This is a genomic window from Parapusillimonas sp. JC17 (assembly GCF_052180245.1).
Lineage (GTDB): Bacteria > Pseudomonadota > Gammaproteobacteria > Burkholderiales > Burkholderiaceae_B > Parapusillimonas.
This window is the reverse complement of the sequence record NZ_CP197474.1, coordinates 2,498,212-2,513,400: the sequence shown is the minus strand read 5'-3', so window position 1 is coordinate 2,513,400 and position 15,189 is coordinate 2,498,212. Positions and strand designations below refer to the sequence as shown.

At 59.6% G+C, this 15,189-nt stretch carries 8 protein-coding genes, 1 tRNA gene and 1 pseudogene; 6 read left to right on the top strand and 4 right to left on the bottom strand.

Annotation, left to right across the window (positions count from 1 at the left end; all coding sequences use genetic code 11):
- Nucleotides 1-81: 81 nt before the first annotated feature.
- Complete coding sequence (locus tag ACSBPU_RS12065; RefSeq protein ID WP_442592363.1) at nt 82-291, top strand: cold-shock protein; 210 nt, start codon at nt 82-84, stop codon at nt 289-291.
- Nucleotides 292-629: 338 nt separating this feature from the next.
- A complete protein-coding gene (locus tag ACSBPU_RS12060) occupies nt 630-2,651 on the top strand; it encodes a hypothetical protein (RefSeq protein ID WP_442592362.1) in 2,022 nt (673 codons plus the stop codon).
- 139 nt (nt 2,652-2,790) lie between these two features.
- On the opposite strand, the gene ACSBPU_RS12055 is transcribed toward ACSBPU_RS12060, so the two are convergent.
- Nucleotides 2,791-2,949 (bottom strand): hypothetical protein, encoded by a 159-nt coding sequence (locus tag ACSBPU_RS12055; protein WP_442592361.1) that lies wholly within the window; start codon nt 2,947-2,949, stop codon nt 2,791-2,793.
- 169 nt (nt 2,950-3,118) lie between these two features.
- Here ACSBPU_RS12055 and ACSBPU_RS12050 point away from each other — a divergent pair, with 169 nt between their 5' ends.
- Nucleotides 3,119-3,676: a DUF1090 domain-containing protein gene (locus tag ACSBPU_RS12050; RefSeq protein WP_442592360.1), complete on the top strand. Its 558-nt coding sequence runs from the start codon at nt 3,119-3,121 to the stop codon at nt 3,674-3,676.
- Between the two features lie 51 nt (nt 3,677-3,727).
- On the opposite strand, the gene ACSBPU_RS12045 is transcribed toward ACSBPU_RS12050, so the two are convergent.
- Both ACSBPU_RS12045 and ACSBPU_RS12040 read right to left on the bottom strand, forming a co-directional pair.
- Nucleotides 3,728-4,756 (bottom strand): hypothetical protein, encoded by a 1,029-nt coding sequence (locus tag ACSBPU_RS12045; protein ID WP_442592359.1) that lies wholly within the window; start codon nt 4,754-4,756, stop codon nt 3,728-3,730.
- Between the two features lie 1,325 nt (nt 4,757-6,081).
- Nucleotides 6,082-6,204: pseudogene (locus ACSBPU_RS12040) on the bottom strand (type II toxin-antitoxin system HicB family antitoxin); the annotation flags it as partial.
- Nucleotides 6,205-6,292: 88 nt separating this feature from the next.
- On the opposite strand from ACSBPU_RS12040, the gene ACSBPU_RS12035 reads away from it, so the two are divergent.
- Nucleotides 6,293-6,748 carry a hemerythrin domain-containing protein gene (locus tag ACSBPU_RS12035; protein WP_442592358.1) on the top strand — a complete coding sequence of 152 codons (456 nt, stop codon included), beginning with the start codon at nt 6,293-6,295 and terminating at the stop codon, nt 6,746-6,748.
- A 58-nt stretch (nt 6,749-6,806) separates the two neighbouring features.
- Here ACSBPU_RS12035 and ACSBPU_RS12030 read toward each other — a convergent pair.
- A tRNA-Ile gene (locus ACSBPU_RS12030) sits at nt 6,807-6,885 on the bottom strand.
- 166 nt (nt 6,886-7,051) lie between these two features.
- Here ACSBPU_RS12030 and ACSBPU_RS12025 point away from each other — a divergent pair.
- Together ACSBPU_RS12025 and pbpC are read left to right on the top strand one after the other, a co-directional pair.
- A complete protein-coding gene (locus ACSBPU_RS12025; protein WP_442592357.1) occupies nt 7,052-13,003 on the top strand; it encodes an alpha-2-macroglobulin in 5,952 nt (1,983 codons plus the stop codon).
- On the top strand, nt 13,000-15,153 hold the full coding sequence (gene pbpC, locus ACSBPU_RS12020) for a penicillin-binding protein 1C (protein WP_442592356.1): 2,154 nt from the start codon (nt 13,000-13,002) through the stop codon (nt 15,151-15,153). Before ACSBPU_RS12025 ends, pbpC begins: the two co-directional genes overlap by 4 nt.
- Nucleotides 15,154-15,189 lie beyond the last annotated feature (36 nt).

Below are 15,189 nucleotides of genomic sequence, written 5' to 3'. Positions count from 1 at the left end.
TTTGTAACAGTGCTGGCTTTATAGTGCCCCAGCACGCATAGTGTGCGCGGGGATACTTTTCCCTTCTACTTAGGACATACATTGAAAACAGAAATCGGTATCGTGAAGTGGTTCAACAACGACAAAGGCTTCGGCTTTATTTCGCCCGAGTCGGGTGGCAAGGACCTCTTCGCTCACTACAGCGAGATTCAAGGCACCGGGCATAAAAGCCTCGAAGAGAACCAGCGAGTTTCGTTCGTGGCAACGCAAGGGCAGAAAGGCCCGCAAGCGTCCAATATTCAAGTGATTTGATCGCTCCGCCCGCCTGAGAGTTGGCGGGCAGATAGAGCAATCGGACAAGGTCGAGCCCTTTGAGACATTGGGCTCGACCTTTTTTGTTCAAGGTACCCGATTATCCTCGTCCGGCGGGCTGCACGCCGGCGTCCATACGCGCGGGAGGGATAACTGTATGAATTTTCAGTTTGACACAAATACTTACGGGTGTAGCATACTCAGGTAGCCGATATTCGGCGGATGAGATATTGCGCAGGATATTTGGCTAATTCAGCTTGGAACGGGACTGTCCCCCGTGATCCCGTTGCGAATGCGCGCTTTCAGAGGCGATCACCACAATAATAAGGAACAGAAACATGTCGCTCATACGTATGTTTTCTCAAGCCGTGGTTGTGTTGGTCTGCGCCGCGCTGGCTGCCTGCGGCGGTGGCTCAAGTGGCAGTAATGACATTTCCGACGGGGGCGGATCCAGCAGCTACGCCAACCGCATCCACATGCTCGTCGCGGCGAGCGGCGAACTGGCTTTGGATGAAAACCCGGGCGGGCGGCCCGTACACGGTACGCTCACCCTCAGAAAGCTGCATAAGGATGCATTATGGTACGCCGACCGGCCACACAGCGAAAGCGGTAGACTGCCGCTTTCCGAGTACCTGGGCAATGGCTGGTTGCAGGCGTACGAGAAAGTCAACCCCAATGCGACGCTGCAGTTTCGTCCTCAAGGCAGCACAGAGGTTTCTGGCCTCTACTTGACATTGTCCCGCCCTCTTTACGACCAGGCCACGGACATGGTCAGTTTTCAGGTGCGCGTTTTGAATGACACCGTCGAAGGCCCGTTGTCGCTCTCGATGGCCTTCTCGAATGTTTCGCTGAACGTATTGAATAATGCGGAAGACGACATTGAGGTGTCGTCGTACGTGCAGTACGCCGCGCAGGCCAGCCTGCAGCCAGGTGCTAACGGCCGACATGTGTTGATGATGACGCAGGCCGGCGAGAACATGTTCTGGGTCGACAATGCACCGGGCACCTATTCCGACAGCCGCCCCATGTCGCAGTTCTTCTCGCAGTGGCCGCATGTCTTCGCCGACGGCTCGCCCAATGCCGCCCTAGTTGGCACGACCGCGAGCGGCGCTCTCAAAGTGTATTTCCTCACGCTCGACATGCCGGAATACGATGCCGATTCCGGCGTATTGCGCTATGCGGTGTCTCTCCTGGGCGAGCAGCATGGCGCATTGGAATCCGTCAACCAGCCGGTGCTGCTGATAGATTCGGGCACGTTCAGTCGCTTCCCATTCCCGGGGAAGGGAACGGCGTACCAGGCTTTCGGCGCCGGCTACGATCCTTCCACCTCCAACACCACCTATCTGTACTTTGGCAGCGATATCGCACGCAGACAGATGGGTTCGCTGTGGGGGACACAATCGTACTTGTCGCAGAGCTGCGAGCCGTCTTGCCGAAATGACATGAAGACGATCAAGGACATGGGCATCAATCTGATCCGGCTCTATGATTGGGACCCTCGCAACGACCACAGCCAGTTCCTGGACCACGCACACGACCTGGGTATCAAGGTGGTGGTACCGATCAGCAACTGGCTGCCTACCCAAGGCCCAGATACCTGGGACAAAGAGGTGCCAAACTACTTCCGCCACGGCAACTTTGGCAATCGCGATAACAATGACTGGCATCCTGCGATCGCGGGCGTGATCATTTCGAACGAGCTGGACCAGGAGGAAGGGGGCAGATACTACCAGAACGCCATCGGCTTGGTTGAGCGCTTCCTTCAGGAAGCCGACGCGCTCAAGTTCAGCAAGAGCGTACCGGTGGGCGTGCCGGTGACTTTTGCCAAGCGCAGCGAGATGCCGTCCTGGCAGGCATTTGACCAATTGGTGAATGACCCGCGTATGGCGAGTTACCGGAGTCGCTTGATGCTCTGCCCGCAAACGTACAACGACGCGACCTATCTTTTCGTGAATGCAGAAGGGACCGGAAAAGGCTGGGTGCAGCAAACTTGGGAACGCTACCAATTGCCCATCCTCTTTACGGAAATCGGAGCATCGCGCACAAACAATCCTGATTCGTCGATCGTGCGCGATCAGTTGCGGGGCGCGATCGAATACCAGAACAGCAATCCACAGCAGCTAATGGGCGCGATCCACTTTCAGTTCGACAACAAGGTCTGGAAGCAGACGCCCGGGGACACCGATCCGGAAGGGGCTTTCGGGGCATTCCGTCATGGCGATGTGCTGAAGTCGATTCCCACCGTGCGCGCCGACTACGACTACGATATCTGGGAGGCCAATAATAATTTCGGTACGCTCAACATCGACCGTCTGGAACCCACTGTGACGCATGGGGTCGTGGTAGAGGCGTATCGATGATATTTGGGACTTCAGTATCCAGTCGATGACGATCCGCTGGAGTTCGCCGGAAGCTCGGATGAGCTTGTAAGTGAGCCACGACGTCAAGCGGGTTCGCTGCAACACCGCATAGGTGATCGGAACCTTCCGGGGATGGCGGTTATTTTTTCATGGCAAGCGAAAACGCGATGCCGAGCGCAAGGCCTATTCCGATCCCGCTCGCAATATTATCCATGGCGACGCCTATAGCAACGCCAATCGCAATCCCGATGGCTATCGTTGAACCCGATTTCATGGTTTTACGATAGCACTCGGCCATCGAATTGTCTCTGTGGATCGTCACACTGGAAGGGGCATGGTCAGGCGATCTCGTTGTGATCGTTCAGTGGATAACCGCAAGCGCAGTTGGCGGGATATCATCCTGATGCCTATGAGAAGGGAGGCAAGCCGATATCGACGATGATGTTGGGCTTACTCTGATCGTCACCGTGGCCGATACCGCGCGGTCTTTGATGGTGATCGCTGTCGAGAAGTCAGCCCAAAGTTTTAAAGCCTCGCGATCGAAATATGGCGGGACTTTTGTCTTCTATGGCTTCCGTAAGGTAGTATCTTCTGGTCGACACAACTCGGGTACGGCCATGACGATAAAACACGTGGTAGTTTTTTCTTTAGCGCTCGGCTTGTCCGGTCCTGCGCTGGCGTCAGGTCCAGCCTGTGCTCAGAAGATTGCCGGAATCGAAACCCAGATCCAGCACGCGAAAGAGTCCGGCAATCAGAACCGCATAAGAGGCCTCGAGCGAGCGCTATCAGCAGCACGGAATCATTGCACGGACGCAGGGCTTATCTCTGACAAGGAAGAAGAGATTGCCGAGAAGCAGGACGATATCGATGACATTCTCGAAGACATGCGCGAAAAGGAAGAGGAAGGACGCTTCGACAAGGTGAAGAAGCTCGAGCGCAAATTGGCGCATGAGCAAGAAGATCTGGAAGTCCTGAGGCGGGAACTCGCAGAGATTAAAAGCCTTGCCGGCGCCAGCCCCAAATAGAGCATTCTCCGGTTGGCCCGGAATCGCTTTCCGCTCCAGTTATCTCCCCAGTCAGCGCAATTCGGCCATTTTGTTTGTCAGGGCGATGTTGGCTTTACCGAGCGCATCGAGCGCTGCTTGAGCGTATTTCTCAGAATCGGCATGGAACACGAATTCACGTGTTTGGTTTGTGCCTCCTCCAAGCAAGGCGGAGAACACATTGGCGGCTGTTTCAAGGCCGGCTTCGGCCGATGATGTGGCGTTTTCGATCTCGGCAAAGGCAATTTCCGAACCGATCGGTTGGCCCAACGTCAGCTTGCCGACATTGCTGCTGAAAGTGCTCATGTAGCCGCTGCCGATCCCGATAAGCCCGGTGTCGACCGACATTACCTGGCCGACATCAAGAGAGCTGAAGGTGGTGCCGGCGTGGCCGCCCGCACCAGCGAAATCGACCAGGTAGACAACGTTGATGACATGGGCGCCGGTTTGCTCACCAAATTTGGCGACGGCATTCATTGGGTTCGAATGGCCAATACCGCCGGTCACGCCCTGGATCTCGCCAAGGAACACGGGTTGCTTGGAGCCTATTTGCGAAGGCGAGTAGAAGGTGCCGACGCCGTAGGAAGACAGGATGCCGGACTGATCGTGCTCATATGGGAAGTCGTATTCCTTCGTGCCCGCGTAAGCCGTGCTGGAGGTGAACGCTTCACGAGGTAGAACTTCATAGCCTTTACTGGTGAGGGCCTGGACAAATTTTTGATGGGCTTCGTCCGCTATGCGTTGATGAACCGCAGGGCTTACGCCATCGAGTTTGACTAAGCCTGTTGACTTGCCGCCAAAGCCACCAGAAAGTATTCCTCCGGCTTTCTTCTGTAGACGCTTGCTTTGATTGAAGCCGACTTTAAAGCCACCAATCACAATCTTCTGGACCCCAGCAAATGCCTTGGGTGTATCGACTTCGATGTCACTCGTGGTGCTCAGGCCTAGAAATCCGCCGGAGCGCTTTTCGGGCGCTATTACTGTGTCCTTCGAGCTGACTGCGCAAGCCGTAAGCAAAAAGGCGGGGATCAAGAGCACTGCGCGCCGTAGCATGCTGTTCATGATGTCTGTTCCTAGAGGGTTGACATACCGGGGGAATGTTTATATATCTGACAAAAAGTGAAATATTTTTAAATCTGCCAGATTTCCTGTCAAACCAGAGGAAACCCTGACGACTCGCCGTCACAGTAGCGGCCCCGTTGCAGCGATGTTTCGGCAATCCATACTCGTATGTTGCGGGATGGGGTGGGGCGGGCGGGACATCTAGTGATATGGCGCTGCCTATTGCTTAAGCAGCGCCATAGTTCGGGGGCATTGCGCAACCGAACTGATCGCTATCGGATCGGAGCGTCCCCGTTGGGGCTGTGGGTCTCGTTGGCTATTGCAGCCTGTCGAGCCGCCTCATGCCTGTCCTGTAGGGCAAGGTACTTGTTCTGAGGCCCTTCAGATCGGTCGGCAGTTCCGCTGAATGATTCCTCGAGGTAGTTCGCATACCAGGCTGACTCCTTGGCGGTCAGTCCAACGAACACAACTTTGTCGTCCTTGTCTGTTGACAGGGCTCTAATTTCCGATAGATATGCCCGAGCTCCGGGCTGAAATTCCAACATAAGGCTCCTTGGTTAAGCCTTCATTGTAGGCGCTTGAAAAATTGACGTTTTTTCGACCACATCCGCCCGTGCATCTCGGCAAGTTCGATGCCATACCCCTTCTCCTACTAATAACAGGCCTGGAGTATACGCAACACAAAGCGGTCACTTGGTGTTCATAACCGAATGCGATCCAGAAGCGAGCCCCCATTTCCCCTGGCGTGGATATTCCACTGTGACTAGCCGGACACAGGCAGTTATCAGGTGGGGCCGATGGAGTCGCGAGGGGCAGCCAGAGGACGGAAGCGAAGCGTACGAGCTTTTAAGCATGGTGTAATACTCGACACAGCCTACCACTTGCCTCTCTTTTAGCGAAGGAGGGGGCGGTGGAGCTACCTGCTCTCTCTCATATGTTACTAGGGCAAACCCCTGTACTTTTTTGTGAATTCGCCTTAATTTATCACCCCGTTCGGCGGGTAAAAGGACCCACTTGAGATCTGCGCTGCCCCAACCGAAGAATAATTGACTGTTGAGGAGGCGAGTGAGTCCATGGAGAGGTGGAAATCTAAAGTGGCGTGCGCTATCGAGGCATTTGAACGAATCAAGGACAAAGAAAGGCGGGTCCAGGAACGACTGGCTATCAGCGAGAAGCCGCGGTATCGAGAAAAATTGCAGTGTTACCTGGCTGTTCTGCACGACCAGGCGCATCGAATGAATGTGGAAATCGTGGAATTATTGCAGAGTTGCCCTGATACGGCGTCGGTTGCGAAACGCTGGCGCCGGTATCACTAAACGCGGCTTGGGAATGGATTCGCCATTGCTGATGGAGTCTTCAATCCACAGAGCGATGGCTTCTTTAGCGTTTTCAATAGCCCGATCAATGCCTTCGTCGGCCGCCGAGAAGCAGCCGGGAAGATCAGGCACAACGACACCCTAGGCTGTGGTGTCGTTACCGAGTTCGATTGCGATGGGGTATTCTCATGCGCATATCAAGCCCAAACGAGAGGACGACATGAGGACAATTTACGATGCGTTGCGCGAGAGCCATGAAATCCAGAGGTCTCTCTGTAGGAGCTTGGTGCGTGTAAAGCCAGAAAGCGGAAAACGGGAAGCCATCCTGGAGGACCTGCGCATTGAGCTTGCCGCGCACGCCGCATCTGAGGAACGGTTTCTGTATGCGCCTATCTTAATGGACGACATGGGCCTGAATCCATCCCGTCATGCGCTGTCCGAGCATCACGAAATTGACGAATGTGTGGAAGAGCTAATGCAGGCAGAATATGAAGGGGGCAGCTGGCTTGCCAAGGCCAAAGAGCTATACCACCTCGTTCACCACCATCTCAAAGAAGAGGAAACGAAGTTCTTCCAGACGTCCGGAAAGATTCTCGCCGAGACTCAAAAGCTGAAGCTGGCCACCCGGTATGACAAGGATTACTTGCGCATGAAAGCAAAGCTGGCTGCGGAGTGACACTTGGCAGCGCAAAAGAAATGCGGATGTCCAATTTCTTGGAAACCCGCATGAATACTGGTGCCCCCCCCGTGAGTCGAACACGGCACCAACGGATTATGAGTCCGCTGCTCTAACCAGGCATGAGCTAGAGGGGCGGGTCGCCTTATTGATCAAGCATCAAATAAAGCGATAGCCCGTAATTATTGCACAAAGTCGTTCTTGTTGCCTAGCAAGTACGGGGCAAAAAGCCTTGTATTCGTTTGCTGACTTGTCATTTGAACGATGGTATCGTGGCCGGAAAATCAGGTCTGGAGAAACCGGGTGCATCGTATCGGAACAGGAATGCTGGTGTGGGCGCTGTTTGCTGCGCCTGTCTGGGGAGCTCATATCACTCAGTTTTCGCCTCAGGGCGAAGCGCCAAAAGTGGAAAGCGTCACGCTTGCCTTCGATCAGCCGGTGGCTGCGTTCGGCAGCGGCCAGCAGGCGGCCCCCGTAGAAGTCGTGTGCAACGACCCGGCGGTGAAGGGGGAAGGAAGATGGCTGGATGCGCGGCGCTGGACATACGTCTTCGCCGAGATCCTTGGCCCCGGCATAAGCTGCACCGCGACGGTGCCGGCGTCGTATCGCACGGCGGATAACGAGGCGCCGGGTGGAAAGACACGCTTTTCCTTCCATACCGGAGGTCCACGGATGACCGGGTCCCGGCCATATGGCGACCTCATCGATGAAGACCAGGTTTTCGTGGTCGAGTTCAATGGTGCCGTCAATGGGCAAAGCGTGGCCGATCACAGCCTGTGCGTGGTGGAGGGCTTGGGGGAGTCCATACCCGTGCGCTTGATCACCGGCCAGGACCGCGGCGACATCCTGAAAGCCGCTTATTACACGCGGGGCCAGGAGGCGGACACACCGTCCAGGCAGCTTTTGCAGTGCAAGCGCCGGTTGCCGGCGGGCGCGAAGATGCAGCTGCGCGTCGGTCCCGGCGTTGCCACGCCGGCGACGAATGGCCGGGCGCCGGTGGCAGGGACCGAGGCCCGGGTCCTGGACTATACGGTGCGCGAAGCATTCAAAGCCGGTTTCAGTTGTCTGCGCGAGAACGCGAAGGCGCCGTGCACGCCGGTTTCTCCTTTGACGCTGTCGTTTTCCTCGCCCATTGCAACGGCCGACGCCGCCAAGGTCAGGCTGTCCACGCCCTCGGGCGAAATGGCCGCTCCCATCGATGAAGCCGATGAGCATCAGGGCTGGATTTCCCAATTGCGTTTCGAGGGACCTTTCGCCGAGCTCTCCACGTTGACGCTGTCTTTGCCGCAAGGCTTGAAGGATGACGCGGGCCGCGAGTTGGCCAATGCGGATCAATTTCCCTTGACCGTTCAGACAGCGGCTTTTCCGCCGCTGGTGAAGTTTTCGTCTTCTTCTTTCGGGGTGGTGGAGCGTTTTGCGTATGTGCCGGAGGGAGGGTCCGAAGACGAGTTTCCTCCAACCGTTCCGTTGACCCTGCGTAATGTGGAAGCGGGCCTATCGGCGCGCGATGTCACGGTATCGGCCGGTACGCTGCGCGATCTTGCCGTGAAGGACGACCGCGATGTACTGGGCTGGTTTTCCCGTATCCGCCGGCTCCAGTATGGCAGTTGGTCGGCAAAGCAACTCGAAGCGATCATGTCCGATCAGGCACTCCCCACGGATGACAGGCCTGGAGTCGACGTTCGCGGTTTCTCGGCGCTGGGGGCGCAGGACGGCGCCCGGGTACTGGAGCTGCCCGGCTTGCGCACCGAAGATCCACGGCCCTTTGAGGTGATCGGGGTGCCGGTGCCTGAGCCGGGGTTCCACGTGCTGGAAGTCGAGTCGGCCAGGCTCGGACAATCTCTGCTTGAAAATGCTCAGCCGATGTACGTGCGTACGTCGGTATTGGTCACGAATCTGGCCGTGCACGTCAAAACGGGCAGGGACGACATACTCGCCTGGGTGACCACGCTGGACGAAGGCAAGGTCGTGGCGGGGGCCGACATCAACGTGCTCGATTGCCAGGGCCGCCCAGTGGCGCAAGGCCGCACGGACGAACGGGGCGTCTGGCACCATCCCGAGCCGGTTCCAGCCACCGATTACTGCGAGGGCACCGGCCTGAGCGGCATATACGTGTCGGCACGCATTTCGCAGGACCATGCGCTGGCGCGCGGCAAGGCCGATTTTTCGTTTGCCTTCTCCGATTGGAATGCCGGCATAGAGTCGTGGCGCTTCAATGTGCCGACCGACACCAATCCCGCGCCTACGCTCGCCACGCATACGGTATACGACCGCAGCCTGTTTCGAGCGGGCGAAACGGTGTCCATGAAGCATTACATGCGCGTCCAGACCCGTGATGGGTTTGCGTTGCCGCCGGAGTCCCAGGCCGTGCCGGACCGCCTTGTCATCGAACACCAGGGCTCGGATCAAAAGTACGAGCAAAAGGTGGACTGGCGACGCACGGCCTCGGGCGGCTTGTCGGCGCTGAACTCCTTCGAGCTCCCCAAGTCGGCCAGGCTGGGCGTCTACGCCCTACGCCTGACGGATAAGGAAGGAGGGTGGTACGGAAGCAGCGAGTTCCGGGTGGAGGAATTCAAGCTGCCACTGCTTACGGGCAGTTTGAAAATCAGCGGGGAGTCCGATGGGGCGTTGGTGGCACCCAAGCGCCTGGATGCGGATGTGCAGGTGTCCTATGTCTCGGGTGGCCCGGCGGGCCGGCTACCGGTCAGCGTTTCGGGCATGATGCGTGACCGCTGGGTACATTTTCCGGATCGCGAGGACTATTCCTTTGCGCCGCCGCGCGAGAACGACGGCGACGACGATGAGGCGGCGGGCGAAAACAAGCAGGCGCTCTTCCTGGACAAGCAAGCCATGACACTGGATGCGCAAGGCGGTGGACGCCTGGGCATAGAGAGCCTGCCCGCCATCGAGAAGCCGGCCGAGCTGGTGTTCGAAGTGGGATATGCCGATCCCAATGGGCAGGTGCAGACTTTGTCTCAGGTCGTACCGGTATGGCCTGCCGCACTGCAGGCGGGCATACGGGCGGGCAATTGGCTGCAGGCGGGAACACCGGCCCGTGTCGGCGGCTTGGCGCTCACCATCGATGGCAAGCCGGCCGTTGATGCGCCCATCGTAATTTCCGCGGTTTCGCGCAAGACCTTTTCGACCCGTAAGCGAATGGTGGGCGGCTTCTATAGCTACGACAACCATACGGTCACCCGGGAACTGGGTGACGTATGCACCGGAAAGACACGCTCCACGGGCGAGTTCGACTGCCTCATCGAGTTGAAGGATGCCGGTTCCGTCGAATTGATTGCACGGGTGGAGGACGGGAACGGCAGGGTTTCCAAGGCCGCCACGACAGTCTGGGTGACGGGCTCCGCCGACTTGTGGTTCGGCGGCGAAAATGATGACCGGATCGATATTATTCCGTTGCGGAAAACCTGGCGGCCGGGCGAAGTCGCCCAGTTCCAGGTGCGCATGCCGTTCCGGCACGCGACCGCGCTGGTGGCGGTCGAGCGCGAAGGCGTGCTGCATACCGAAGTCGTGAGCCTGCAGGGTAGCGATCCGACTCTGCGTATTCCCATACAGGACCATTGGGGTCCCAATGTCTATGTGTCGGTGCTGGCCTTGCGGGGACGCCTGCGCGAGTTGCCATGGCACAGCTTTCTTGACTGGGGATGGAGGCAACCCAGGGCTTGGTACGAGTCCTTTATCGAGGCCGGCCGCAATTATGCCCCGCCCACGCCTTTCGTGGACCTGGCCAAGCCCGCCTTCCGTTTCGGTCTGGCGTCCATCAATGTTTCGGATGATGCCGACCAGCTCAAGGTCAGCGTAAGCGCCGACAAGCCCGAATACCAGGTCCGGGACAAGGCACGGATATCGATAGCCGTTTCCTTGCCGGATGGGCGGCCCGCGGCGCATGCCAGCGTCGCCTTCGCCGCTGTCGACGAAGCCTTGCTGGAACTGGCGCCCAACCCGAGCTGGAATCTGTTGGATGCCTTGCGGCAAAAACGAAGCTACGGTGTCGAAACGGCTACCGCCCAGATGCAAGTGGTCGGACGCAGGCATTTCGGACGCAAGGCGCTGCCGGCCGGGGGCGGTGGCGGCAAGAGTCCCACGCGTGAGCTGCTCGATACGCTGCTGCTCTGGCAGCCGTCGGTCGAAACAGACGAAAACGGACGGGCAAGCCTGGATCTGCCGCTTAATGATTCGATCACGCGCTTTCGTCTGGTGGCGATCGCCGATCATGGCGTTTCGCGTTTCGGCATGGGGACGTCTAGCCTGGTCAGCACACAGGACCTGCAAGTGATTTCAGGGTTGCCGGCCCTAGTCCGGGAGGGCGATCAATACCAGGCCGGTGTGACGATCCGCAATACCACGCGCCGCGCAATGAAGGTCCAGGTGCAGGCTTCCTATACGGGCCAGGGCGTGCCATTCGAAACGCTGCCCGCGCAGCAGGTCGATCTGGCACCCGGCATGGCGCGCTCTGTCTCATGGCCTGTGCGGGCACCGGAAAGCAATGCGCCGGAAGATGCCGTGCAGCTTGATTGGACGCTTGCGGCGCAGGAACAGCGCAGTGCGCCGGAGGCCGCCGGCGACGCGCCGCTTGCAAGCGACCGGCTGGCGGTAAGCCAGCGCCTGCAGCCGGCGGTGCCTGTGCGCACACAGCAGGCCAGCTTGCTGTCCCTTGAAGCCGGAAAGCCGGCGGTCGCGATTCCGGTTGCACCGCCACGAGGCGCGCTGGCCGGCGCTGACGGCCTGGCTCGCGGCGGCTTGAGCATTCATGTCCAGAGCTCCTTGGCCGGCGGCTTGCCGGGGGTACGGGAATGGTTTGAGGCCTATCCCTACACCTGCCTTGAACAAAGCGGTTCGCGCGCCATTGGCCTCAAGGATCGCAAGGCATGGGATGCGCTCATGCAGCGGCTGCCGGACTACATCGATCCGGATGGGCTGGTGTCCTATTTCCCGGGGGCGCGCCAAGGCAATGAAGTCCTGACCGCCTATTTGCTTTCCGCCAGCCATGAAGCGCAGGGACTGGGCCTGCAGTTCGCGATTCCGGACGGCTTGCGCAAGCGGATGACCCAAGGCCTGCTGGACTTCGTCCAAGGCAAGATCACCCGCAACCGCTGGTCCCCTCAGCGTGATCTGGATATCCGGAAGCTGATCGCGCTGGAGGCACTGTCCAGATATCAGCTCGTGCGGCCCCGCATGCTGGGCAGCATCGATGTTGCGCCGGACCGCTGGCCCACTTCCGCGGTGCTCGACTGGATGGCGCTCATCCAGCGTGTGCCGGGCATGCCGGATCAGAAAAAGGCGCTGCAGACCGCGCGCAAGATCCTGCGCGCGAGGATGCTGGAAACCGGCACGGGACTGGTCTTCGGGGAGCCGGAGCAAGCTGATCCATGGTGGCTGATGGTCGGCCCCGAGACGAATCTGGCCAAGCTCATACTGGTGGCCGCGGATCGTAGCGAGTGGCGGTCCGACATGCCTCTGGTCGCGCAGGGATTACTAGGACTGCAGCGCAAGGGGGCGTGGCGCACGACCACGGCCAATCTGCTTGGTGGACTCGCCATCGAGAAATTCTCGCGCCGCTTCGAAAGCGTGCCGGTGACCGGTCGCCTGCAGGTCGGCATGGCGTCCGGCAAAGAAGTGAAGACGCTGGACTGGCCTCAGGCTCGCCCGGAGGATGGCGCACAATCCTTCGATTTCTTCGAGCCCTGGACGGCCTCGGCGACGGATGTGCTGCAGTTGACGCAGCGCGGTTCGGGCAATCCATGGGCCGTATTGCGTGCCACGGCTGCCGTTCCGGTCAACAAGCCCATCATGTCGGGCTATGAATTGACACGGCAGGTTGAGCCGGTCAGCCAAGCGGTCCCGGGCGCCTGGACCAAGGGAGACGTATACCGCGTGCGTATCCGGATCAGATCGCGGATGCCGACGGTGTGGGCGGTGGTGACGGATCCGGTTCCCGCGGGCGCCAGCATTCTGGGCGATGGACTCGGACGCGATTCGGTGATCAGCGTGCAGGGTGAACAGGCGGATCCGGGATCGATACAGCCAAGGTTCGTTGAGCGCGGCTTCGATTCTTACCGCGCGTACTTCGATTATCTGCCGGCCGGCATAACCACGATGGAATATACGGTCAGGCTGAACACCGTCGGTCAGTTCCAGCTGCCTGCCACTCGGGCTGAAGCCATGTACCAGCCGGATGTCTTTGGAGAACTGCCCAATATAGGCGGCATGGCCGTCGTAGCGGAGCGGGAGGGCCAATGAGGCGTGTCCTGGCCTGGGGCTTGATGCTGGGCGCCTGCCTTTGCAGCTCGTCCTGGGCCGAGATATCGTATCAAAGCGTAAGGGAGGGCTATCGCGCCTCCGACGCGCTGATCCTGGATGATCGAGGGCGCGTTGTGGAGCGTGTCAGGGCGGATTTCCACGAGCGGCGCGGCGATTGGGTGCGCTTGGAGGATATCTCGCCGGCATTGCAGCGGGCGGTGATCTTGTCCGAGGATCGCCGCTTCCATGACCATGCGGGAGTGGACTGGCCCGCGGTATGGTCGGCGGCATGGGGCAACCTGGTCTCAGAGGGCCGCCGGGGCGCGTCGACCCTGAGCATGCAACTTTTGGGCTTCATCGACGATCATTATCGGCGCGGACCGGGCGGTCGGAGCATCATGCAGAAAATCAGCCAGGCCTACGCGGCGCTCGAGCTCGAAGCGGAATGGAGCAAGCCGCAGATTCTCGAGGCTTACCTGAATCTCGCATCTTTCCGTGGTGAGCTCGTGGGCGTCGATGCACTGGCGCGCGTACTCTTTCAAAAGGCGCCCAGCGGACTGGATGCGCGCGAATCCGCCTTGGCCGCGGTGCTGTTGCGCGGCCCCAATGCGTCGCGAGCCGTCCTTGTACGCAGGGCTTGTGGGTTGCTGACCGAAATGGGGTCGCCGGACGAATGCGGTAGCCTGGCCGACTTTGTCGACCTGGCCTTGGGGCGCAGGTCGGCCGCATGGGCCGATGCGCCCGGGCTGGCGCCTCATTTCGCGCGTCTTGTGCTGGGAGGATCGGGTGCCGGCGAGCCCGGGGCGATGGTCCGCACGACCCTGGATGCAGATCTGCAACGCATGGCGGTATCCGCCATAGAAAGGAACCTGCTCGCCCTGGGCGACGCCAATGTCCGCGATGCGGCCGTGGTCGTGCTCGACAACCACACCGGAGGCATACTGGCCTATGTGGGCTCATCGGGCGATTTTTCCAGCGCGGCGCGCGTCGATCATGCGCGCGCACTGCGGCAGGCCGGCTCGACCTTGAAGCCTTTTCTGTACGCTCAAGCCCTGGAGCAGGAGCGCCTGACCGCCGTGTCGCTCCTGGACGATGGCCCGGTGGATCTTCCCACGGGAAACGGTCTGTACATTCCGCAGAATTACGACAAGCGGTTTTCCGGCTGGGTCAGCGTACGGAGCGCATTGGGTTCCTCGCTCAATATTCCGGCGGTCAGGACGCTGATGATGGTGACGCCCGAAGTCTTTGCACGCCGTCTTGTGGCGCTGGGCCTGCCGCTGGACCAGTCCGGCGATTATTACGGCTACAGCCTGGCGCTGGGCAGCGCCGACGTCAGCCTGCTTTCCCTGGCCAATGCCTATCGTTCGCTGGCCCGGGGCGGCATGTATTCCAAGCCTCGGTACATTGGCGGCGTCCACGATGAGGCGAGTCCGAAGCGGGTGATGTCCGAAGGCGCCGCCTGGATCGTCGGCGACATGCTTTCCGACCGGCAGGCGCGGGCCCGTACCTTCGGGTTCGATAGTCCTTTGTCCACGCCGTTCTGGACCGCCGTCAAGACGGGCACCAGCAAGGACATGCGCGACAACTGGTGCATAGGCTGGTCGTCGCGCTATACCGTGGGCGTGTGGGTGGGCAACAGCACGGGTGTGAGCATGCGTGAGGTGTCCGGCGTATCGGGGGCGGGCCCCATATGGCATGAGCTCATCACTTATCTGCATCGCGGCGCACCCAGCATTCAGCCGTCCATGCCCGCCTCCGTCCATCAGGCACATGTCCGTTTCCAGGAAGGGATCGAGCCGGCGCGCGAGGATTACTTTCTTGGGGATACGGCGGTCACTGAGGTCAGGCTGGCTCGAGCGCAGGACAATGCAGAGACCGGGCCCGTACGCATCGCCGCGCCGGCCGACGGAACGATACTGGCGCTGGATCCGGACATTCCCATTTCGCGCCAGCGCAGCATCTTCCGCCTGGGGGGAGCGGGACGCCATGCGGGCGATCTGGCTTGGCGCGTCAATGGCAGGTTCGTGGGCCGGGGAGACCTGCTGGAATGGCTGCCTTCCCCAGGCAGGCATCGTATAGAGCTCATCGACCCGCAAGGCCGCGTGCGCGACGAGGTCGCCATACAGGTGCGGGCGGGAGGCTTTCAATAGGCAAATGCCACATCGGCCTACGTCTTCGTACATTTT